Source organism: Denitrobaculum tricleocarpae (assembly GCF_007004665.1).
GTDB lineage: Bacteria > Pseudomonadota > Alphaproteobacteria > Kiloniellales > Kiloniellaceae > Denitrobaculum > Denitrobaculum tricleocarpae.
Genome location: NZ_ML660057.1, coordinates 339,626 through 364,615, shown reverse-complemented (window position 1 = coordinate 364,615; position 24,990 = coordinate 339,626). Strand labels below are relative to the sequence as shown.

The 24,990-nt window shown below is 57.9% G+C and carries 11 protein-coding genes; 9 read left to right on the top strand and 2 right to left on the bottom strand.

Annotated features, from left to right (window positions below):
- Positions 1-3: 3 nt before the first annotated feature.
- The 3 genes from FKG95_RS18765 to FKG95_RS18755 are packed head-to-tail and all read left to right on the top strand — an operon-like array spanning position 4 to position 3,206.
- Entirely contained in the window at positions 4-2,022 is a 2,019-nt protein-coding gene (locus tag FKG95_RS18765) for an alpha-ketoacid dehydrogenase subunit alpha/beta (RefSeq protein ID WP_142897929.1), read from the top strand.
- A gap of 3 nt (positions 2,023-2,025) precedes the next feature.
- Positions 2,026-2,427, top strand: coding sequence for a RidA family protein (locus FKG95_RS18760; RefSeq protein WP_142897928.1), 402 nt, complete (start codon positions 2,026-2,028; stop codon positions 2,425-2,427).
- Positions 2,424-3,206, top strand: coding sequence for an HpcH/HpaI aldolase family protein (locus tag FKG95_RS18755; RefSeq protein WP_142897927.1), 783 nt, complete (start codon positions 2,424-2,426; stop codon positions 3,204-3,206). The genes FKG95_RS18760 and FKG95_RS18755 overlap by 4 nt, the downstream gene beginning before the upstream one ends.
- A gap of 650 nt (positions 3,207-3,856) precedes the next feature.
- Here the strand turns inward: FKG95_RS18755 and FKG95_RS18750 are convergent.
- Together FKG95_RS18750 and FKG95_RS18745 are read right to left on the bottom strand one after the other, a co-directional pair.
- A complete protein-coding gene (locus tag FKG95_RS18750; RefSeq protein ID WP_142897926.1) occupies positions 3,857-4,648 on the bottom strand; it encodes a Hint domain-containing protein in 792 nt (263 codons plus the stop codon).
- Between the two features lie 815 nt (positions 4,649-5,463).
- Positions 5,464-5,964: a hypothetical protein gene (locus FKG95_RS18745; protein ID WP_142897925.1), complete on the bottom strand. Its 501-nt coding sequence runs from the start codon at positions 5,962-5,964 to the stop codon at positions 5,464-5,466.
- 192 nt (positions 5,965-6,156) lie between these two features.
- On the opposite strand from FKG95_RS18745, the gene FKG95_RS18740 reads away from it, so the two are divergent.
- The 6 genes from FKG95_RS18740 to FKG95_RS30220 all read left to right on the top strand — a co-directional run bounded on the left by FKG95_RS18740 (position 6,157) and on the right by FKG95_RS30220 (position 24,856).
- Positions 6,157-8,337 (top strand): type I secretion system permease/ATPase, encoded by a 2,181-nt coding sequence (locus FKG95_RS18740; RefSeq protein WP_142897924.1) that lies wholly within the window; start codon positions 6,157-6,159, stop codon positions 8,335-8,337.
- Positions 8,337-9,734, top strand: coding sequence for an HlyD family type I secretion periplasmic adaptor subunit (locus tag FKG95_RS18735; protein WP_142897923.1), 1,398 nt, complete (start codon positions 8,337-8,339; stop codon positions 9,732-9,734). The genes FKG95_RS18740 and FKG95_RS18735 overlap by 1 nt, the downstream gene beginning before the upstream one ends.
- A gap of 4 nt (positions 9,735-9,738) precedes the next feature.
- The gene (locus FKG95_RS18730) at positions 9,739-10,482 is read left to right on the top strand and encodes a hypothetical protein (protein ID WP_142897922.1); all 744 of its coding nucleotides are present in this window, start codon (positions 9,739-9,741) and stop codon (positions 10,480-10,482) included.
- 32 nt (positions 10,483-10,514) lie between these two features.
- Positions 10,515-11,276 (top strand): class I SAM-dependent methyltransferase, encoded by a 762-nt coding sequence (locus FKG95_RS18725; RefSeq protein ID WP_142897921.1) that lies wholly within the window; start codon positions 10,515-10,517, stop codon positions 11,274-11,276.
- Positions 11,277-11,818: 542 nt separating this feature from the next.
- Positions 11,819-12,418, top strand: coding sequence for a toxin-activating lysine-acyltransferase (locus tag FKG95_RS18720; RefSeq protein WP_142897920.1), 600 nt, complete (start codon positions 11,819-11,821; stop codon positions 12,416-12,418).
- Positions 12,419-12,559: 141 nt separating this feature from the next.
- Positions 12,560-24,856: a calcium-binding protein gene (locus tag FKG95_RS30220; RefSeq protein WP_142897919.1), complete on the top strand. Its 12,297-nt coding sequence runs from the start codon at positions 12,560-12,562 to the stop codon at positions 24,854-24,856.
- Positions 24,857-24,990: the final 134 nt, after the last annotated feature.

Here is a 24,990-nt window from a genome sequence, read left to right as displayed (position 1 = left end):
GCTATGGCTGACGTTTCGATCCTAAGGACTCTGCCTCCGACACCGCAGACGAACCGCTTGAGCCCCGAGGATAACCTGGGACTTCTGACCCAGATGCTTCGTATCCGGCAGTTCGAGATCCGCGCGAAGGAGCTGTTTCTAAAAGGCGTTATCAAGGGCACGGCGCATTCCTCGGTCGGCCAGGAGGCGATCGCGGCAGGGGCCTGCCGTGCCCTTGAACCAGAGGACTTCCTGCTCACGCACCATCGCGGGCATGGCCATACCATCGCCAAGGGCGCCGATATGGGTCGCATGTTTGCCGAGCTGATGGGGAAGGCCGAGGGCTATTGCCGCGGTGTCGGCGGTTCGATGCATATCGCGGACTTCGATCTGAATATTCTGGGGGCCAACGGTATCATCGGCGCGGGTATGGGGATCGGGACCGGGGCGGCCTTGGCCGCCAAGCTGAGAAAGACCGGCGCAGTCGGAATCGCTTTTTTCGGCGATGGCGCCTCGAACGAGGGCATTTTTCACGAGGCGATGAACCTCGCCGCAATCTGGAAACTGCCTCTGATCTTCTTCTGCGAAAACAACCAGTACGGCCTGACGACACCCACCGAGACCGTTACCGCGGGTCCCGGAATCGCGGCGCGGGGGGATGCTTACGGAATTCCGAATCTGCGCATCGACGGCAATACACCGGTGGCCGTATTCGATGCGGTGGAGAAGGCGGCTTTGCGCGCGCGGGCAGGCGATGGCCCTTCGCTGATCGAGGCGATGACTTATCGCTGGGATGATCACTCGATGCGGGCCAATCTGGACAGTTACCGTACAGCGGATGAAGAGGCGGGGTGGCGGTCGGAGGATCCCATTGCGCGCCAACGCGAAAGTCTTGGTCTGGATGATGCCGCGTTTGACCGGCTGACGGGTGATGTCGCGGCTGAGATCGAGGTGGCGGTCGACTGGGCGAGTGGGTTGGGGGAGCTGTCACCCGATGGGGTCATGGACATGGTGAAGTCACCGCCACCACCCCTGTCGCTGGTCGAACCGCCATCGGGGGAGCGGGCGATCACCTACAAGCAAGCCATCAATGAGGCCTTTCATCAGGAAATGGCGCGTGACGATAGCGTGATCCTCATGGGCGAGGATGTGGCGCGCATCGGCGGCATCTTTGGCACGACGACCGGTTTGCTCGATGCTTTCGGACCAGAGCGGGTGCGCGACGTGCCCATTGCAGAGGGGGTGCTGGCGACCTGTGGTGTCGGTGCCGCGATGCAGGGGTTGCGTCCGATCATCGAGATCCAGCTGTTCGATTTCGTCACCTTGATGATGGATGCGATTGTCAATCAGGCTGCAAAAGCGCGCTTCATGCTGGGTGGTAAGACCAGGGTGCCGATCGTGTTCCGCGGCCCCCAGGGAGCTGGCATCCGGCTGGCGGCGCAACACACGCAATCGCTTGAAATGTTCTTTGCCAATGTGCCGGGTCTGGAGATTTACGCGCCGTCGAATGCTTATGACGCCAAAGGCCTGATGGCCACTGCAATCCGTTCGGATAATCCGGTTGTCTTCCTGGAACACAAGTTAATGTACCTGAGCGCGGAACAGGCTGTTCCCGAGGAACCGTACACAATAGCACCTGGTCGGGCGCGTATTGTGCGGCAAGGGTCGGACGCAACGCTTGTGGCGAGCCTGGCGATGGTTGATCGCGCCGTGCAGGCGGCGCAGCGCCTGGCAAAAAAGGGGATCAGTGTGGAGGTAATCGATCCCCGCACGATCAAACCACTCGACATGGAAACTATCGTGACCAGCGTGCGCAAGACCAATCGCGCGGTGGTCGTGCACGAGGCGCCGCTCTTTGGGGGGATCGGCGGCGAAATTGCCGCTTCGATCATGGAGCAGGCCTTTGACTGGCTCGATGCGCCGGTCGCCCGCGTCGGCGCACCGGAGATGCCTGTCCCTTACAATGACAATCTCGAACGCGCCTATATGCCCGACGCCCGCGACATCGCGGCAGCCATCGAAACCGTCTGCTACAGGAGCTGAAGCATGCCCAAGCGCGAGGTCATCGTTCCCGAGGGAATGGAAAATATTTACGACAGATATCACTACGCGCCGGGCATTCTGGTGGGCGATACGCTCTATTGCTCGGGCCAGGTCGGGCGCGATGCAGACCTGAATGTGGTGGAGGGGGCCGAGGCACAGTTCGTTCAGGCCTTTGAGAACGTCGGCAAGGTGCTGGCGGCGGCCAACGCCACCTTCGACGACGTTGTCGAAATGGAAACCTGGTTTGCCGACAGCATGGCAGACCTGACGACTTTTATGACGGTCAAGGACCGCTTTTTTACGACGCGTTATCCGACCTGGACAGGCTTTGCCGTCAAGGGATTTTCCATGCCGGGAATTCTGGTCGAGATTAAGTGCAAGGCTGTCCTCGGATTAAGTGAATGACGCGGGATCTCAAGACACTTCTTCGCGCAGGCGAGGCGGTTTTCGGCACCTGGTCCCAGATCGCGTCCCCTGAAATGGTGGACCTGGTCGGTCTCAACGGCTTCGAATTCACCATCATTGACTGCCAACATGGTTTCTTCGGTCTGGAGACCGCTGAAAACCTGGCCCGCGCAGCCGATGCCAACGATATTGCCGCCGCAGTGAGGCTGCCTGACAACGACCCGGTCGCGATCATGAAGGCACTGGATGCGGGTATCCGGCATGTCGTGATCCCCAATCTTGAAACGGCCGAACAAGCCGAGCTGGCCGTGGCGGCGACACGTTTTGGCCCCCATGGCCTGCGAGGCGCCTGTCCCTGCTGCCGCTCCGGCGGACACTTTATCCGCAACTGGCCGGACTACGTGGCCGAAGAGGAGGCCCGCGTCGGGGCCATCGGACTGGTGGAATCCGCTGTGGGCGTGGATAACATCGAAGCCATCGCCGCAACACCCGGGCTGACGGCACTGATGTTCGGCCCCTTCGATCTGTCGGTTTCCATGGGCCTGAACGGAGATTGGCGGCATGAGGAGGTCGAGCGCCGGGTTTCACGCATGGTCGATACGGCGGTCGGATTGGGCGTCCCCGTTATGATGCCGGTCTTTTCGCCGCATGTGGAAGAGTGCCGGAGCCTGGTCGCGAAGTGGAAGGGCCGGGGGGTGTCCACCTTCGTCATCGGGTCCGACAAAATACTGGTTTCCGATGCTTTTTCACGCTGGACGTCAGCGCTTCGGAGGACCTGAAGAAAGATTTGGCGATGCGTTTTGATGTTGGAAGACTCCTCCGGATGATCATCGAAGACCGACCCTAGGGATTGCTGCATGACCTGTTGCCGCGGCCGAAGGGGAGCGCTCGTAACGAGGGGCCTTTGCGTCTTACTTTACCCAAAGTTCGCTGCCTCTCGATCCGTAAAGCCCGATCTCGAACGCAGATTTCGGGGCCTCCTTTGTTGCGCGTAAAAACGCAAGAAGCTTGGGGAGGGGCGACCATTCCGCGCGTAGACCACGCGGGTTTAATTCAGGAAACGCTCCACGAGAGACTTCCACCCGGCACCCTCTTGTCAAGAGTGCCAGACGCTCAGAAATCGCAGGCGCCTGTAGCACCTGTTCCAGGTGTATAAATTCAGGCGCCGCACTCCAACTGCGCACCAGATTGGGAGGTCGCGGTTTGGTCAATTCTGTCCGCTCTGTGACCGGTTCTAATCGAGGCGGTGAGGAACGAAAAAACGGCCCCGCCGGTGAAAAGCTGAGGCCGTTTTGTTCTTTTCGCCTGCCATGCCCGACGGGTTTGAAGCGGGATCAGATCATCTCAGAATGGAACCGCGGACGGCGATCAACTAAGCTTGTGACTTTGATCCAACTACAAGACTTAGAGCGGATTCACAGGATCCGCTCTAGTGAATGGTCTCCCCGGCCTGTTTGGCGGCGGTGGCGTGCAGGGTGCCTTCGGCGGGGGTGATGCCCCGGCCGAGTTTCGAGGGGGGCGCGCTGGCCGCGACCTCGGGCCGGTATTCGGGCTCGGCGTAGAGATCCGCGTCGGTTAATTCGCTGCGCTTGAGCACGTAGTCCTCAGGGCGCGGGATCTCGCCGTACCAGTAGAGCGGGTGGGGCTCCTCGCCGTCCTTCGCGACCAGGCCGGTTTCGGCATCGAAGCGGTAGCCGTCTTCTTCCAGGCAGGCCAGCACGCTTTTGCTCTCGCCCTCCGGCGTCAGGATCAGCGTGCCCGCGCGCATCTTTCCGCTTTGCATCAGCGCGTCGTTGCCGTCGGTCAGATAGGCCACCTGGACAAAAGCATCTTCCCGGCTCTCCACGGGCGCATTGGTCGCCGCCCGCAGGACCGTGCCGTCGGCGCTGACGATGGTGCCGTCCGAGCGCAGGATCTCCATCAGCATGCGATGCTGCCCGGCAAACTCACCGTCCCCGCAAAGGAACACATGCCCCGGCGTTACCTTTAGGCCATGGAAGTCGATAACAAGCTTGTCCGGTGTAGCATAGGTGCGCGTGACCCGGCACGGCGAAAGCGCGCCCTGGCCCTTGTGGTCGGAGGCGTCATAGGCGAGGACCTCGTCGCCGACTCTGATCTGCTCGATGGGTTTTGACGTGCCGTCGGGGAGTTCGACGGGGGTGCCGGCGGCGAAGCAATACCTAGCCCTGAATTCCCGATCATAATCTGGGTCTTCAGCCATTCGCTCTTCGGTTTCTTTGATGATGTCAACTACTTCATCATCGGAAATACCGTTTTCTGGTCTTGTGTCCGGAGGTGGCGATGCATCTGGTCCATACTCGTGTAAGAGAATTCGCATCTCTCCGTCTGCCCAATACTCCCACAATGTTGGTGCGGCGAAAGTATTAGGTAACCCCAGCTCACCAACCCCAATTCCAAATGTTTCAGAATAGATTCTACCATTCTCTGAGTAGACATGCCGAACGACAAGCCCTGGGTAGAGAGCATGCCCAGGAAGAGTGGCGTTGACAATCATTCTCGAGGTCTTGTCTACAATGTGCATCACTGGGCCTGAGCTGGGAAGCGCGTCTCCACCGTTGTTCAATGTGTCTTGCAGTGACTTAACGCCAAACCAATCGGCGTCCATCAGCGACACTTCAGAGACGTCCCCGGTTCTCACAGGCTGTGATGTGTCAACTCCAGGATCAGTGAACGCAGGGAACCTCTTGGCTGCATACCAGGCGTTTTCTATGTTTGTGGTTGGTATCAAAAACGCTTTCGGCGCCAACAAAGGTGCTGGGAAAACAGCGCGAGCATCAATAACTAAATCTGCTTGTTCTGCGAAGGTTAAATCAAAAAAATCTGTACCTTCTTCGAATCCTACAATGCTTCTTGCTGTATAATTGTGGTAGTTCTCGTGGCTGATATCTATATTTAATCGTTCGCTATTGGGTATAATGTATTGTTTCCCTCCGCCATATTTAAGTACTACCTTCCCCTCTTGGTTGATACTGATAGTGTGGTTGCTTGGTGATTTATCAAAGCTTACACCCATTCTTACTTCTCCCTAAGCTTCGCGCAGCCTGGCGTGATTACATTACCAACAGAACGTTTGTAAATTGAATTAAAAACTTCGGAAAATATAAAGTATATTTTTACAAAAATATGTAAAATTAAAACAAATACACAACAAATAACTGCTTCTGCTATTATTCCTGCCATGGTCGGTACGCCATTTTCATAAAATACTATATCGAAAGATATAACACTTCGACTTGCCGCATAAGTGGTGAGGACGCGAAATAAAAACAGTAAAACAAATAGAGATAAATTAAATTTTAATTTAGTTTCCCAAATGCTGTTATTGTAATAATTAATCAAAATAACGTATTGAGTGCATAAAATAAAAGAAAGTAAAAAATGCCAAAAACTTGAATAAATTCCAGTCAAAACAAGAGTTGATGTAAATATTGAGCAGGAAAAAGTCAAAATAAAAATTGAAAATTTCAATAAAAATAAAATATATATTTTTATTTTTTTCAATGTTTTGATTTTCACGAGTAGTTGTTTTCCGTCTGTGTGCCGCGAAATACTTTTTCGTCCAGAATTTGATCGTTGTGGCAAGTTGAAAAAGAGTTGCACTTACAGATTGACAATTTGCGCTTCCGCACTTCCCCCTTGCCAATGCCCTATTATTGACACACGATCAATCATCGAGTGCAAGAGCAAATTTTAACCACTTGAGGTAAAATGCCCGAGGGTGCAGGAGGCGCCGCAGCGGCTGCGGGGAACGGCGGGTCCAGGGAAATTTCGAGTGCATTGGCGGCGGACACGGGTGTGCTCTGTCTGACCATGATGCTGCATTTCCTGAAGCTGCCTGCGGACCCGGAGCAGATTCGGCACGAGTATTCGCCCAACGGTGCGCCGCTGGACGTGATGAGTCTCGTGCGCGCGGCGCGGCAGCTCGAGGTCAAGGCGCGGGCGGTCCGAGTCAAGCCAAAACGCCTGGAAAAGTCCCCTTTTCCGGCGATTGCCGAGGCGGGTGACGGGACCTTCTTCATCCTGGCGCGGATCGCCGAAGGCAAGGCGCTGGTCCATGTGCCCGGGCAACGGCCGGAGACGATCACCGTCGACGAACTGCTGCAGCGGGGCACCGGGCAGTTCATCTTCCTGACCCGGCGGGCGCAGCTCGCGGGCGAGGACCGGCGTTTCGATTTCACCTGGTTCATTCCCTCGATTGTCAAGTACCGGCGATTGTTCGGCGAAGTCCTGCTGGCGTCGCTGTTTTTGCAGCTCTTCGGGCTGGTCACGCCGCTGTTTTTTCAAGTTGTGATTGATAAGGTGCTCGTGCACCGGGGGCTGACCACGCTCGACGTTCTGGTGGTGGGTTTGCTGGCCATCACGGTCTTCGAGATCATCCTGGGCGGCCTGCGGACCTATATCTTTTCCCACACCGCCAGCCGGGTGGATGTGGAACTGGGCGCGCGGCTGTTCCGACACCTGCTGGCTTTACCGATTGCCTACTTCGGCGCGCGGCAGGTGGGCCAGACCGTGGCCCGCGTGCGCGAACTGGAGAGCATCCGCAGCTTCCTGACCGGCAACGCCCTAACCGTGGTGCTGGACCTGCTCTTCACCTTCGTCTTCTTCGCGGTGATGTACTACTACGCGCCGGTCCTGACCTGGATCGTGCTGGGCTCGATCCCCTTCTACGTGATCCTGTCGGTGGCGATCACGCCGGAACTGCGGCGGCGGGTCGAGGAGAAGTTTCAGCGCGGCGCGGTCAACCAGGCCTTTCTGGTGGAATCGGTCTCCGGCGTCGAGACCCTGAAGGCCATGGCGGTCGAGCCGCAGATGCGCCAGCGCTGGGAAGAACAGCTGGCGGAGTACGTGCGGGCGTCTTTCCGCAGCGTGGTGCTGGGCATGATCGGCAGCCAGGGCGTGACCCTGATCAACAAGGTGGTGATCGCCGCCGTACTCTGGGTCGGCGCCAAGCTGGTGATCAATGGTGAGCTGACCGTCGGGCAGTTGATTGCCTTCAACATGCTTTCCGGGCAGGTCAACCAGCCGATCCTGCGCCTGGCACAGCTCTGGCAGGATTTCCAGCAGTTCCGGATCTCCCTCGACCGCCTGGGCGATGTTTTGAACGCTCCGGCGGAACCGGCGCAGAGCCCGAACCGTCCGGCACTGCCCGCCATCAAGGGCGACATCATTTTCGACCGTACGGTTTTTCGCTATACGCCCGAAGGACCGGAGGTGCTGCGCGGCATCTCGCTTGATATCAAGGCCGGGCAGGTGATCGGCGTGGTCGGGCGGTCCGGCTCCGGCAAATCCACCCTGACCAAGCTGATCCAGCGGCTTTACGTGCCCGAGAGCGGACGGGTCCTGGTGGACGGCACGGATCTGGCCATGGTGGATCCGACCTGGCTGCGGCGGCAGGTCGGCGTGGTGTTGCAGGAAAACGTACTCTTCAACCGCTCGGTCCGGGATAACATCGCTCTGGCCGATCCGGCGATCTCCATGGAACAGGTGATCGAGGCGGCGGAGCTGGCGGGCGCCCACGAGTTCATTCTCGAACTGGCGGAAGGCTATGACACCATTCTGGGCGAGCGCGGGTCTTCGCTCTCCGGCGGGCAGCGGCAGCGCATCGCCATCGCCCGGGCCCTGGTGACCAACCCGCGGGTGCTGATTTTTGACGAGGCGACCTCGGCGCTGGACTATGAGTCCGAACGCATCATCCAGGACAATATGCGCAGCATCTGCGCCGGGCGGACCGTGATTATCGTGGCGCACCGCCTTTCCACCGTGCGCCGCGCCGACCGCATCGTCACCATCGAGGCGGGGCAGGTGGTCGAGGACGGCACGCACGAAGAGTTGCTCAGGAGCGACGGCCGCTACGCCGCGCTCTACAAACACCAGACGGGAGAATTGTGATGTTCGCGGGGATCCGGCAGGCCGGTGCCGTATGGCGCGCATCCGTCGCCGAGGAGCGCAAGCAGCCTAAGGCGAAGCTGAAGGGCCAGGAGCTCGAGTTCCTGCCCGCCGCCGTTGAGATTTTGGAGACCCCGGCCTCGCCGGTCGGGCGTGCGGTGGTCTTCGTGATCGCCACGCTCTTTGTCGCCACTATCGCCTGGGGCTGGTTCGGCAAGATCGATACGGAAGCCGTCGCCCAGGGCAAGATCATCCCCGGCGGCCGGGTCAAGGTGATCCAGCCGCTGGAAATTGGCGTGGTGCGGAACATCCATGTGCGCGACGGGCAGAGCGTCAAGGCGGGCGATCTGCTGATCGAACTGGATCCGACCGAGAGCGACGCCAACCAGGAACGCCTGGCGCAGGACCTGGTTGCGGCGCGTCTGGATGTCGCGCGCCTGACCGCGATGATGCAGCGCGAGGAGGACCCCATGACCGCCTTCAGGGCGCCGCGGGGGATCTCGCCCGTCATGGCTGCAACCAGCCAGGCCTTGCTGGAAGAGAAGCTGCACGAGCATGAGGCGCAGCTGGCCTCCATCGACAGCGAAATATCCGAGCGCAAGGCCGAACGCGCCATGACCCAGGCCAACATCAAGAAGCTGTCGGGGATGGTACCGCTGCTGGCAGAACGGGTTGCCGCGCTGGAGACTCTGGCCGCGAAGAAGTTCGGCACCCGCTCGGCCTTTCTTCAACTGAAACAGGATCTGGTTGAAGCCGAGGGCAATCTCTCGATCGAAAAGCACCGGGTGACGGAGGCGTCGGCGGGTATCGAGACGCTCCAGCGCCGCCGTGCTTCGCTGATCGCCGGTTTCCGCGCCGAGGCGAACCAGGAACTGGCCGAGGCGCTGCAAAGGGTTTCGGGGCTGGCGCAAGAGCTGCGCAAGGCCGAGGAACGCAATCGCCTGCGGCATCTGACAGCGCCGGTCGACGGCGTGGTTCAGCAATTGGCCGTGCACACGGTGGGCGGCGTCGTGCAGCCGGCGCAGTCTTTGATGGTGATCGTTCCCGGCGATCAGCCGCTGGAAATCGAAGCCAACGTCCTGAACAAGGACATCGGCTTCGTGGAAGCGGGACAGTCTGCCGAGATCAAGGTCGAGAGCTTTACCTTCACCAAGTACGGCCTTTTGCACGGCGAGGTCATGCAGGTCTCCGCCGACGCCATCCAGGATGAAAAAGAGGGGCTGCTTTACACGGCGAAGGTTGCCATGGACGATGACCGTATTCTGGTCGGCGACAAGTGGGTGCCGTTGACGCCCGGCATGGCGGTCACGGTCGAGGTCAAGACGGGACATCGCCGGGCGATTGAGTATTTTCTGCATCCTTTCCTGAAGTATCAGGACGAAGCTTTGAAGGAACGTTAGAGCCTTGGATCAAGAGAAGACAGGGGACAACCAAGGGGCAGGCGAACAGCGGGTTCTGGTTTCGACCGAAAGCCCGGCGATCAACCTGGAGCGTGACGCGAAAGGCGGTATCGTGGTGACGCGGCGGCCCAAAGTGACGCTGGTGATGCTCAGCGGCGGGATCGACAGCGTCTATACCCTGGTCAAGCTGCTCAGGGAGACCCGGGACGAAATCCTGGTCCATCACGTCGATCTGATCAATCAGGAGGACCGCTTTCGGATCGAAGGGAAGCGCTGTCTCGAGATCGTGAACTACTGCCGAGAAACCTACCGGGATTTCAGCTTTTCCCAATCGGCCGTCGATCACCGGGGGTTCCGCTTCTTCGGCTACGATATGGTGACCGTCGGATTTGAAGCGGGCATCGTCGCGCATTCCTACCTGATGGCCAAGGGGCGGCCCGTCGACCGCTGGACCGTGGGCACCTGTACGGAGGAGGGGCACTGGGAAGAGCGCTTCAAACATGTGGAGGCCTGCGTCGCGGCGAACTGCTTCCCGGAAGCGCCGCCCAGCTTCTTCCTGTTGCCGATGGTGACGAAGCGAGAAGAGATGGACTATCTGCCTGAGCGTCTGGTTGACATCTGCTGGACCTGTCGGACGCCCGTGAAGACCGAGGACGGCGTTGAAGAGTGCGGGGAATGCAAAACCTGCGAGCTAATGATCGACGTGCGGCAAGAACGCGCCCGAGCGCTCGTTGCTGAACCTGCCTGATCGACTTTGTGTGACCAACCGGCTTTGCTGCGATGACCCAAAACCAGCGCGAACCCTCCATTCGTGAGCTTTTCCATTCGGCCTGGGGCCGTAATCTTCATATCGGTCTGTTCGAGGATGAGACCCTTTCGGTTCCGCAGGCAGCGGCGGCGGGGAACCGCCGGATGGCAGCATTTGCGGCACCTTCGGCGGGTGATCGTGTTCTGGAAGTCGGTTGTGGATTTGCCGATGCGTCGAAACTGCTCACGCAAGAATTTGGCTGTCACGCGGTGGCGGTGGATAATGCGCCCTGGCGCTTGAGTGGTGCGGATATTGCCGGCACACGAGACCGAGTTCAACTGCTTGCCGCAGAGCACGGGCGCCTGCCCTTCGCGGACCGGAGTTTCGATCTGGTCTGGGCGGCGGAAACGCTGGGCTACGCGGATGATCTCTCGAGGACGATTTCTGACATTGCGCGGGTTCTGCGTCCGGGCGGGCATTTGATCCTACTGGAATGGTTCGGATCTGTTTTGCTCTCGCCCCGGCCGATCCTGGAGCTCTATGGCGCGTCGCATCTTTGGCCGCAAAGGCGCTGGCGAAGCGAGTTGGCCGCTGCCGGATTTGAAATCGAGCGTTTTGACGATTGGACGCTCCATGCGCGCGGCACCTACGACCGGCTTTGCAGGATTTTCGAAGCCGACGCGGAGCGCTATACGACAGCGGCGATAGCGCAACAGAATATGGACCACAGACTGCGTTGGATCGACCGTTCCGCGCTTGGCAGCCTGATGATCCTTGCGCGCAAAAAAGGTTGATTACCTCAAGCCGAGTGCAGGGTTGGTTTTCCGGACTGGTGTCGTCCTAAGACTATTTGCCTTATCAGCCCTTTGGCGATTTAAGGTTGAGTTTAGAAAAATTCACTGGGTAAAAAGTCAGCGGTCGATGTTCTGTTGCAAGAACTTCCCTATCGATCGTTAGTTGTTCGTTATGGTTGTATTTTTCATGCTGTCCGTGACCGATTTTCTAAAAACGATATTAAAAACAACAAAATACAACGCCAGAGAAGTGGTTTTTTTGAATAACTATAAATTATAGTGTTTTGACACTAGACGCTTGAAGTCAAAAGCCAAAGGGAATTGCAAGAGAAATTTCTCACCTCTTGCGTGAAATAGCTGTTCACATGCGAATTCGTTAACTGTATCTTGCAGTAGTTCCTGCGGTGTCGATGTGGCCGGTGTTGGCCGCAACCGAACGTAAGTGTGGCGGTTTGCTTAGGTTTGGGTAACTTTCGCTCTGGTTTGAGTCGCTGCGGGAAAGTAGGAAGGGCCAGATAGGTCACCTAAAACTGGGGGTCAGAATGACAGAAACAAACGAGCCATCGGCGAACGAGGGGCAATCTCTCGGGGGCGCTGGTGGAGCCAATCCGGCGGATATAGGCAGCTCAAATCAGAGCGATCAAAATCAGACACATGATCGAGCAAAGGCGAGCGGTCAATCGGAGGGGCAATCCTCCGGCCAGGCCGAGGCCGGCACGCAAGGTGCGGCGCCAAACGACTCGATCGACAAAGTCGCGGCCTTGGGCCACGGCGTCTGGCTGATGTCGCAGGTACCGACGCACAAGCACTTCTTCATTGCCGATCTGGAATGGATGCTGGTTCCGCCGGTGGCCGTGGGGCAGTTCCGGCTCTGGCTCGAAAAGACCCTGCCGGTCGGATTTGCGACTTGGGCCTTCCTCAACGAGGACGCCGAGAAGCGGATTCAGGAAGGCGGTATTCGACGCCTCGCACCGAACGACTGGAAGTCCGGTGACCGCATCTGGCTGATGGACCTCATCACGCCCTTCGGCGGCCGTGACGAGGCGGTCAAGGAAATCAAGACCCAGGTTTTCCCCGGCAAAACGATCAAGACACTGCAGCCTGCGCCCGACGGCAACGGGCTGATCACGGTGGAGCTCTAAGACGTCCTTTCCGCGTTGGGAAGGAAGGCCTGAGTCCACTGCTCACTTCGACAGCGAGCCGGTCTTTCTTCCCCGCGCGTTATGCGTTGCGGCGTTCCTGCCGCAGCATTCAAGAAACGAACGTAATCGGCGGATAAAGACATGGAAGCATATCGGCTTGGCGGCGTGGCACCGAAGCGTGTGGCGCAGGTTCCCGACTTCGCGGTTCAGGTTTTCGGTGGCTCTGGCTCAGGAGGATTGGGCGCGACCCGGCAGGACGCGATCCGCCAGAGCAGTGGCGCAGAGACAAGCCTCGGCGCCGAACTGAAGTTTCCAGTCAATTTGACGCCGCCTTGCGCGCCTGTCGAAGCGCCCGCCATCCAGGTCAGGCCGGTCACAGACGCCGGCCTCGGCCGCGCGTCGGCACCGCGCTTCATGTCACCCACGGGCAGCTTTAGGAGTCTGCGCGAAGCCATCAACGACCGCGTCATCGAGGCCGCGGTTCTTGATACGATCCCGCCGTCCATGATCCGTCCGGCGCCCAAACGGCACCGGGTCTACAATTTCACCGTTGAAGGCCTGCACACCTATATCGCCGGCGGCTACCGGGTGCATAACGATTCGCGCTATTCGGTACAGAGTACCGAGGGACGCCTTGGCTCGTTGCTGGGGTCGACCCTGGCCTCTCACTTTGGACCCGATAACGTTGCGTTGAGCCTGCTGACACAGGCCGCTGGCGACACGCTCGGTGGCTACATCGGCGATGCGATTGGTTACCAGTTCGGTGTTCGGTCGGACTATTTGCCGACTCGCTTCGGTGTCGCGCTTGCGAAGCAGGGCATCAACTATGGTGTTGGGCAACTAAGCTCTGCAATCAGCGAAAGACTTGGATTCGATCAAGCGACCTTCGGCGGACGTTTGGGGGCAACGGCTGCAAATGTTGTTATCGGTACTGCGGCCAATGTCGTTGTGGCAAATTCCTTGCTAGCCGCTGGAGCCAGCAAAGAATTTGTTGGTGCAGTCAGTGGTGCCGTCCTTGAGCCAACCTTTATTATCGGCCCGGGCGATTCCATTATTCCAACTGGATATACCGTAAATGTAGGGGCGACACTTGCAAACATTGGTGCTGGTGCGCTGGGTACTTTTGCTGGATCGGAGCTTGCAAAGCTTCTCTTCGATGGGAATCCGCAAGGACAAGCCATCGGCGGTTCCCTTGGAGGAGCAGTCGGTGGTATTCTAGCGGGAGCGAAGCTGCTTGGGTTCTTGGGTATTGGGGCTGGGCCGCTGGGAATTCTTATTGCGTCTTTTGCAGGTGCGTTCCTTGGGACAGCGCTGGGCGGTCTCTTCGGGGGCGATTCTGTCGGTCCGAACGCGATTTCTTACCTCCGATACAGAGATGGAAAGTGGCAGCTCGGAGCTGAAGGAGCTGACAACGGCGGAGATATAGAGGTCGCGCGAGCGATGTCCCGAGCGGCTGGCGATACCTTGACGCTGCTGTTCAACAGCGTTGGCGGTGTGCCCGTCGGTAAGTTCGATCGCGACCTGAACTTTGGCTACATCGGCGGCAAATACTTCTCTGGTGGGCCGGTCCCTGACAAGGAAGTCGGCAATTTTGATACGCCGCAACAGGCGATCGAAGACGGTGTCCTGCGCGGAATCAAACGAGCCGACTTTGAAGGCGGGGACCGTTACATCAAGCGCGCGTTCAAGGTGACGAGCGCGAACACGCTGGAAGAGCTTGGGAAGGATATTGAGCTCGCTTCGGCTTACGGAGTCTACGCGGATAACAAGGTGCTCTACGACAAGGTTCAAGAGCAGCAACTGGACGCCTCTTTTACCAACAACGAGGAAACGCTCTTTGGCCGTAATCGTCAGAGCGAACAGGAAATCCGGGAAGAACTGAAAGCCGGGCTCCGGCAGATCGCAAGTGAAGTCCAGGAGGGTGAGGGCGCGGCGGCTGACGAATTGACCGGGTCTGATACTTTGGGCGACCCCCAGAAAGGCGAGCCGAAGGTTCTTGTGGACGGCCTGTTCGGTGGCGATGGCAACGACAGCCTGATCGGCGGCAAAGGCACCGACGTTCTGGTCGGCGGCGCCGGGAACGACGAACTGATTGGCGATCATATTGCCGAGGATACGACGTCCAACTATGGCGATGCCGATGTCCTCTACGGCGGCGAAGGTAACGACCAACTCAAGGGCGGCAAGGGCGATGATGTTTACTTCTTCGGCCGCGGCGACGGGAGCGATACGCTTCACGACGATTACCACTACTGGGGCACCGAAAAGTACGTCTACAAAACCACCCAGGAGCTCGAAATTAGGGGTGGAGAGGGCGAGAAGAGACGCGTCCAGCTCGTCAACGGTAAGTTTTACATCCCTGGCGGTGGTGAGGAAAATGCCAGGTGGGTCGATGCCTCCACGGTAACCGGCGGCAAGATCATCGATACCCATCATTACAAGACGAGACCTGTGATCAAGCAGGGGAATGGCGGTGACGATACCATCGAATTCGCCAACGGTATCTCAATAGCCGATGTCCGTCTCAAGATTGACGGCAACAACCTGATCATCGCGCTCGACGATCCGAATGCCGCGAGCTTCGCAGACCTGACGGACCGCATCACCATTCAGGATTGGACCAATCCGAAAAACCGCGTCGAGACGCTCGGATTTTCCAGTGGGGCGCAGATCGATATTTCCGGTGCGGACGTCGCCGACTTGACGGCCGCTGACGGCGTTTCTCTCTCAGCAATATCCGGCGCGGCAAGCGATGTTAGTGGCACGTCCGGAGCGGATGTTCTGATTTCCTCGACAGCATCGGAAATACTGTCGGGCGGTGCGGGTAACGACATCTACTATTACGATGCCTCGGGCGGTCAGGATACGATCCAGGACAGCGCGGGTGCCGACATTCTCGAGTTCGGCGCAGGCGTGACCGCAAAGTACCTTCTGTTGGAGGTCAGTGGCAACGATCTGATCGTGACCATCCGTACCAAGGATCAGTTTGATGGTACGGATCCCACGCTCTCGACCGACCAAGTGACTCTGAAAGACTGGAAGACTTCCGCGAGCAGGATCGAACGTTTCCGCTTCGCAGACGGCACAGTGCTTATGCCTTTTGTCGACGGTGCCGACGCCGCCATGCTGCAGACCGAAGCGCAGATGGAGTGGCGTGATACCCTTGCCGAGGCCGAAGCGTTGGGCCTGCAAAATGCAAATGATTCAGATGACTTCGTTGGCAAGCGGATCGCGCAAATCGTAACGAACGGGTCTGCTGGCGCGGAGGTCTCCGGTGGTAGCGGCGACGATATCCTGCATGCACAGTCGAGTGGAGGCCAAACTGTAAGCGGCGGTAAAGGGCAGGATGTCCTTATCGGCTCATCCGGCAATGAAAGCCTCTTGGGCGGCGGCGGCAACGACGTTTACTTCTTTGGGCGCGGATCAGGTGTTGATGAAATCCTGGACGAGACCCTGGTGGTTGAAAACCAGGAGGTGCCGGCAGAGAGTACTTACGAGTGGGTTGTCGCCGGTGGTGAAGGCGAGGTGTATCGTTACAAGTACGACTTGGCCAATCAGAAGTACTTTGTTCCCGGCGGGGAAGGTGGAGTTTGGAAGTCCATCTTCAACGGGGAAGGTGATCCGCCTGTTGGACACTATGAGGAAATTGCACAAACAAAAATTGTCGAAGTCATCGTCGATGGCAATGCGGGCACGGCAGATGTGCTCGAATTCGGTGTTGGGATTTCCGCGAGTGATTTGATCTTCGAAGTTAGCGGGAATGATCTTATCATAGGGGTTCGCGGGGCAGCTGACGCGGCCGTAACGACAGCCAGTTCGCTTGATGACCGCATTGTCATCAAGGATTGGTTCAGCGTGAACAACCGCGTCGAGTTTGCCCGCTTTGAGGACGGCAGCACCTATAAGATCGACAATACGACCGGTACTGTCTCCCTTGCTGCCGATGCGGATGCGTTTGAAGCGGTTGGCAATGTCGTCGATGGCGCTAACAACGGGGGCATCCTCGACGATGGTGGTGCCTCAATTGCACGGGCGTCTCGTTCTTTCGTGGTCGATAGAGGCAGTTTCCCAAGCTCAACAACAACCTCCTGGTATCGAGACGGCTTGCGCATATCAGCCGTCGAAGGTGATTTGATCCTCAACCCAGCCGCTTTGACCGGTCCGGACTCCATCGACCGCTTGCAGCTCGGAGACGGCACGACCGGCAGCACCGGCCTGACCATCGAGCTCGGGCTTCAGGCTGCGACGGTCGTCGATCTGGAGTTGATGGACTTTGAAGCAGGTGACGCCGCGACCTGGACCGCGTTCGATGCTTCCGGCGCGCAGATCGGCACGGGCACGATCAACTTCAGTGACCTGACGGTCGGAGAGTCCGGACTCCAGCTTTATACGATTTCCGCTGCACCAGAGACCTATATCTCCAGCGTTACCTTGACCCCGACCGACACCGGCAATGGCACGGTTGGCAACATCTCATTACGCTCGGCCTCGGCTCATCGCGCGATGGGCAACGAAGGTCTGGTGGCTTTCGATCTGGATGGAAACGGGTTGGACCTGATTTCCAGAAGCGCCTCGGCTGCCCTGTTCGATATGGATGGTGACGGCTACAAGGAACAGACCGGTTGGATCGGCGGCCAGGATGCATTCCTGGTCTGGGATCGCAACAACAATGGTTTGATCGACGATATGACCGAGATGTTCACCTTTTCGGACACGACGTCTGCGAACGGGCCTGCTACGCTTGCCAGTCTCGACAGTAACCTTGATGGAAAATTCTCATCTCTTGATGATCACTTCGACGATGTTGTGCTCTGGAATGACGCCAATGGTGATGGTCAGACCGACATTGGCGAGATCTTGCCTTTCCACCGAGTTGGCCTCACGGCGATCGACCTGTCTCAATCGGCGGAGTCTTATACTGCGCGCGGCAATGAGATTCTCTCGAGCGGTTTCTATACCCGTCTCGGCAAGGTCGACCGGCAATATGGCCGTTTCTACGGCGTATCGCTTAGCCACAACGATCTGGGCGTCAAGGTTGAAAACGGCGACAACGGAACCGGCAGGCTGAATTTCGAGGGCCGTAAGACAGTGTCCTTCGGCGGTGGTCTTGATGCGATAAACGGCACGATCGATGCGTCGGTTGCTCATACCGTCACCGGAACCGGTCTTGACGACATTCTTACGGTCGACGGCACCATCGACTCCACCGAGCACGGCGTTCAGTTCAACGGTGAGGCCGGCGATGATATTCTGACCGGCGGCTCCGGCGACGACGTCCTGATCGGTGGGGCCGGTAAAGACAGGCTGTTCGGCGGCGCCGGTGACGATATTCTGATTATGGACGACGAGGATACACTCACCAGAGTGGAAGGCTCGACCACCTTACTGAATATAGACGGCGGCGATAGTGACGATGCCGCCAATCCGGACTTTGACCTTTTGGTCTATGACGGAAGCAATGCACTAAATCTCACGCTGAGCGATATCAGGGTTGAAGCTGTCTTTGGCGGTTCCGGAGATGATACGCTCTCGGCAGCCGATTTTGCCGCAGGACGAGACGCCGTTTTGGCCGGCCGCGAAGGCAACGATAACCTGACTGGTGGCGCTGGCGACGACAATCTGGAAGGCGGTGAAGGCAACGATATCCTAACCGGCAATGCAGGTAACGATGTTCTGACCGGTGGCGCGGGCGATGATACATTCTTCGGCGGCGATGGCGATGATCAGATCTATATCGATGCCGACGACCAGCAGGCCAATATCCATGGTGGTGCCGGCAAAGACACGGTCATTGTGAATGACACGCGGGGCGTTACGCTCGATCTCGGCGCCATGCAGGCAGAGGCAGTGATCGGCGGCTTTGGTGACGATACGCTCTCGGCGGGGACCGCTGTTGGGGTTACGCTGTTCGGAGGCAGCGGCGCCGATACGCTGACCGGCAGCAGTGGAGACGATACGCTCGACGGTGGTGCCGGGTTTGATACAGTCGTCTATGGCGGGACTCAAGGCAGCTATCAAGTCATTCATGGCTCTGGGGATAGTGCCGGGTTGGTTACGATTACCGGTGCTGACGGTGCTGATGTTCTTTCGAACGTCGAACGGGTTGTCTTCGCGGATGGCCAAGAAGACCTCGCCGAGTTAGAAGCCGTAATCCTCATATCTGCGCCGAGTGAATGGGCGATAGTAAGTCAAGATGGTCGAAATGCGCTTCTACTCGATACCTATACCATTGATCAACTCGACGTGCGCCGCGATGGCAATGACCTTATCGTTGGTGTAAGGGAAGCAGGTGTCGCATTTGAAAATCTGGCAGAAACCGGGCGCCTAGTCGACTGGTTCAACCGTATGGGCGAAGTTTCTCATTTCGCTCTTAAAGATGGCGCCTCTTTCAACATGGCCTTGGTGGCCGAGACTGCGACCGCAGCGCAAGTTTCGGATGCTAACTGGCTTACCAATTCGGATTACGTGAACCTCGGTTTGAAGGGAGGCTTGACCGAAACCGGTAGCGATGCCGTGGCCGATACTCTTGTCGGTTCTTCCGGCGACGATACCCTGATTGGCCTCGACGGGGCCGACAGCTTGGAGGGTAAGGCCGGACATGACAGTCTTCTCGGCGGTAGAGGAGACGATACCTACTTCTTTGGCCGCGGCGATGGTTGGGACAGCGTCTATGATGCCTATACAACGGATGACGTTCATACAACGGTTCCCGTAAACTATACTTACTACACGTACGAGAACTGGTACCGGAGTGCCGTTGGGGGTGAAGACGGTACTACTTACACTTGGATCCAGCCTGTATCGGCCGGCAATCCGGGGGGCGGCGAGGGCCACAATATTTCGATTGTGCGCCGCAGGTTCACTCATCAGGGTGTCCGGCACGACCCGGTCGTTATCCCCGGTGTCGCGGCTGACGGCGGCCAGGATACGCTCGAATTCGGTGCGGGCGTAACCGTTGAAGACCTTGCGGTGCGTGTCGTTGGTAACGACTTGGTCATTGGACTCCGCGATGGGGCAGAGTCGACCACGCCGTTCGATCAACTGGCTGATAAGATCACGCTGAAAGACTGGTTCGACGACTTTACGAAGATCGAAGTGCTCAAGTTCGCGGACGGAAGCAGCTATTCCTTGCGCGCAAATATTGACGGTGTCGGTACAGAGGGCGAGATCATTATTGCGTCAATCGCGGGAACGGCCGTGGATGGTGGTCTGGGTGACGATATTCTCATCGGGGCCGATGCCAACGCGACTTTGCGTGGTGGTGATGGTGCCGACACGCTCATCGGTGGCGAAGGTAACGATACGCTGGAAGGCGGTGCGGGCGACGATATTCTGATCGGCGGTGCCGGTGATGATACCCTGTTCGGGGGCGCTGGTAACGATACGCTCTTTGGAGGCAGTGGCAGCGATACCGCCCTCTTCAGCGGCAGTCTCTCAGATTATCGAGTCACCTACGATCAGGCAGCAAAGGCTTTCACGGTCAGTCAATCGACCGAAAACGGTGACGTTGATACTGTTGTGTCAGGAGTTGAACAGATCAAGTTCGATGACGTGACGCTGAATTCTTCCCATGCTTTGGGTATTGCACCTATCGCCATCGACGGCGATGCGGATGTAATCGGCGAAGATGGATTGGTGTCCTGGACCGTCTCCGCGCGTACGTATGACGGTTCCGGTCTCGGTGATGTCACTTATGGTCTAGAGACGGGGCCGCAGCACGGTGTTGTCGTCGTTAACGCAGACGGGAGCTACGTCTACAAAGCCAATGACGGCTACTCCGGAACCGACAGCTTTACCTTTAACGTGACCAACAAATCCAATGGACTGAGCTCAACGGCGACGGTTTCACTGGATGTGCGTAACCAGGCTGGACCGACCTTGACGGGAGGTTCGGAGGTTCATGTCAGCGACAGCTATACGATCGGCCATCAGTATTACAATGACGTTGCCAAGTTGTCTGACGGCGGTTACGTCATCGTCTGGACATCGGATAACGGTGATGGCAATGGCTGGGAGGTCTTCGCTCAACGCTACGATGCTTCGGGTGCGGAAGTCGGCGCCGAGATCAATGTCAATGACTACAAGCCCAGCTCGCAGTTCGCTCCAAGAGTAGCGGCATTTGACGATGGCGGCTTCGTCGTATCTTACGGAAGCCATGGGCAGAACGGCAGCAATTACACGATTTATGCGCGCCGCTATCTACCCGATGCCGCAGACCCGTCTCAGCTTGTCGCGCAGCCTGAACAACCTGTGAGTTTGGTTGGGAATCACCAGATTTATTCGCAGGTTGAAACGACCGCTGACGGCGGATTTGCTGTAGCCTGGACCTACGCAAGACCTAACGGCGGTAATCCTGATACCGATGACGTTCTCAAAAAGTTTTTTGATGCGGACGGCAACGAGATTGCGGGCTCTTACGACTATGTGAATGGGCACAGAGGCAAAGTGCAACGGATTAACGGTATCGCGCGCCTTAAGAACGGCGACACGATTGTGACATACCAGTCAAGCCATGCGAAAACCTGGGGTGTTTACGCCCAGCGTTACGATGCGAATGGCGTGGCCATCGGTGGGAACACCACGATCATCGCCGGGCGGGACAGCAAAAAGTACTATGGAAGTTCGATTGCAGCCTTGGAAGATGGCGGATATGTCATCGCCTTCACCATGTCTCGTGTTTCCAACAGTAAAGAACAGGTGTTTGTCTGGGTTTACGATGCGGATGGCAATGGGCCTCTGGGCGTCACTGGAAGTTTTGGGGCCGAAGCAAACGGGAAGCATTCACATGAGGTTGTGGGGCTTGCCGATGGCGGCTTCGTGGTTACCTACAGAAAAAGTGATGGTAACGGTTTTGGTGTTTACGCTCAGCGTTTTGACCGCAACAGGCAATCGGTTAGTGGTGAAATCCGTCTGAACGATTATTTGCCGGGTGCACAGGAAGCAGCGACGATCACGGCGCTCCCGACCGGCGGATTTGTCGCCACATGGGTCTCCATTGGTCAAGATGGCAGTGATTACGGCGTCTACAGCAAGGTCTTCGAAGCCAGCGGGAGCTTTACTGGCGATCTTGGCAACAATGTCATTGCCGGAACCACGGGTTACGACACCATCGTCGGGGGCGCTGGGGACGACAAGCTGATCGGCGGTGGCTCGGCGGATACGCTTGACGGCGGCTCGGGGTCCGATACGGCCTCTTATGAGAGTTCCGAACTGGGAGTTTCGGTCAGTCTCGCAAGCGGAACCGGATCCAGAGGCGATGCCAAGGGTGATGTGCTGATTGGGATCGAAAACCTCATCGGTTCAGCTTACGCCGACGATCTGACAGGCGACGCCGGAGACAACCGTCTTGAGGGTGGGGACGGCAGCGATGTTCTCACCGGTGGCGCTGGCGCCGATGTTCTCGACGGCGGCAGCGCGGAGGACACCGCTTCTTATGCGGACTCTCCGGAAGCGGGAGAACCTGGATCCGGCAAGGGCGTCACGGTGAACCTCGAGACGGGCGACGCGTCGGGGGGCGATGCCGAGGGCGACAGTCTTATCGATATCGAGAACCTGGAAGGCTCGGCCTTCGATGACGCCTTGACCGGTGATGACCAGGACAACCAGCTTGTCGGCAACGCTGGCGCAGATACTCTGTCTGGTGGCGAAGGGGATGACAACCTCATCGGCGGCGCCGGGGCCGACTGGATGTCTGGCGGAGCAGGCGCCGATACGCTCCTGGGCGGAGACGGCTACGACGTTATGGCCGGCGATGCCGGGGCCGATAGTCTCGACGGCGGGTCTGGCAATGATACTGCGAGTTACGTGGACTCTGAAGCAGGGGTGGTGATCGACCTGGCCGCTGGCACAGCTGCCGGTGGCGATGCGGAAGGGGATGTGCTCACAGCAATCGAATCCCTGACCGGTTCGGGCCACGACGATCTCCTGACCGGCGATGGGAACAGCAATACGCTGATTGGTGGCGCAGGCGCCGATACTTTGACCGGCGGGGCTGGTGATGACGACCTGAGAGGCGGAGATGGGGACGATGTTGCCGTCTTCGATGGTAATCGGACCGACTTTACCATTACAACCGACGCTGCGATGGGCACGATCACGGTTACCGACAACGTCGGTGCCGGCGGTTCGGACACGGTTTCACGTGTTGAAACCCTGCGATTCGCTGACGGCGACGTTTCGACCAGCATCTACAACTGGGCTCCGGTCGTGGCAAACCTGATTGACGATCAGGTCGCTCAAGCTGATGAGGCTTTCAGTTTCCAGGTTCCGGCCGATAGCTTCAGGGATGACAATGCAGCCGATGTGCTGACATTTAGCGCGACGCTGACCGATGGCTCGGCTCTACCCGGCTGGCTGACCTTTGACCCGGCCACGCTGACATTCGGAGGAACGCCGCCGGTTGGGGCTATCGGAACCAGCCTGTCGATCAAAGTGACTGCGAGTGACGGCAGTGGTGCCATGGCGGATGACGACTTCACCATTGACATCATGGCGGCACTCGACGATCCGACGCTCAGTGTTTCCGCGGTCCAAGGCAATGAAGATAACGCGATTGCGCTAACCGTGACCTCTGGCCTACCGGCTGGAGTGACAGAAGGAACCTTGAGCATAATCTTCTCGGGTGTGCCGGAAGGTGCCCTCCTGTCTGCCGGGACAAAGAATGCCGACGGGACTTGGACTCTGGCGCTGGCAGATCTTACAGGCCTCACCATTACACCGGCAGCTGACAGCGATGCAGACTTCGTGTTGACTGTGAAGGCCGAGTTGACTGACGGACAGCGGCGGTCCGAGATCACTGTGCCGCTTGCGGTGACCGTGAACCCGGTCGCGGACGTTCCGACTGTCACGGTGAGTGATGCTTCCGGCTATCATGGGACCGCTATTGCCCTGAACATTGGGGCGGTTGCGACCGACGGTGACGGGTCCGAAATGGTTACAGTGACCATTGCCGGTGTTCCGGCGGGGGCAACTCTCTCTGCGGGTACAAACAACGGCGATGGGACCTGGACGCTCACTTTGGCGCAGCTCTCCGGTCTCACGATCCAGACCGCTGCCGGCGACACGACCGATATGGTATTGAGTGTGACCGCAACCTCGGTTGACGGCAGTGACAGTGCAACGTCAGTGGCTAAGGTGGTTAACGTCGTGGTGTCGGATACAGCGCCACCATTGGTTATTGCAGGAACAGGTTCCGACAATCTTCTGGAGGGAGATTCGGGCAACGATACGATCTCCGGTCACGGCGGGAAGGACACTCTGTTTGGGTATGGCGGCGATGATACGCTCAATGGAGGGGCGGGGCGCGATACGCTTGATGGAGGCGCAGGAAATGACGTCCTCATCCTTGGTAACGATGTGCAGAGCTACGAATGGAATTCCGTACAGGGAGGTGAAGGTCAAGACACAATCCTTGGCGGATCCGGCGACGATATTCTTCGTGTTTACAGTTTGTCTGCGGCGCACTCTATTGAGACGATCGACGGCGGCGCTGGATACGATGTGCTGCAAGCTTACGGCACCGGCGACATAGATCTCACGGGTGTTACGCTTCTGGGAATCGAGAAGATTGCAACCGGCTCAGGCGGTGGTGATGTTACCGGCACATCCGGGGCAGATACCATTCAGGGCGGTTCGGGGAGCGACAGTCTCTTTGGTGCTGGCGGCGACGATACCTTCCTGGCGTTAAATAATTCCACGAATTCAGATACTTTCCGCGGCGGCGACGGCAATGACCGGATACTTGGTAACGCAGGGGACAATGCCATCGCCGTCCGTTATCTCTCGGCAAGTAACTCGATCGAGACGATTGATGGCGGCGCCGGGTACGACAGAATTGTCGGCTCGGTCTATGCCGATAACATAGATCTAAGCACAATCGCTGTTACCGGTATCGAAGAGATCGATGGCGGTGGCAACAAGGACGTCATTGTGGGGAGCGCAGGGGCGGATTTCATCAAAGGCGGTTCGGGAAGTGATACGCTGACTGGTGGTAGCGGAAACGATACGCTCCACGGTGGTACCGGCAACGATACGTTGGAAGGTGGTGCCGGTGACGATACCTATATGTTCGGACTAGGTGACGGAAGCGATCTGATCCGCAATAACGATGGGGTCTCGACGAACGACCGTTTGCTGTTCGGTGGTGGTATCACAACCGACGAGATTTGGTTTGAACACAACGGGAATAACCTGGTGGTCTCGGTTCTGGGCACAACGGACGAGGTTGTCTTTGAAAACTGGTTCACGGATGCGACCCGGACGGTTGACAAAATCGTCACAGACGATGGTCAGGTCCTGTTGCAGAACCAGGTCGATCAGTTGGTCAACGCGATGGCGTCCTTTACACCTTCGGACGGCACAGGGACTGGTATCACCAGTAATACCTTGCCGACTACTGTGAGCAGCGCAATTGCGGCGAACTGGCAATCAGGAAGTTGATGACGCTGTCACCCGTTTTTTCGCGTCTTCTCTGTGGGATATTCCATTGAAGTGATCGCTGAGGTCGGGTGCGCCGACGCTCGATGACTTAACGTCCACTGCGCTGATCCTCTCTTGCCGCGGGGAACATGACC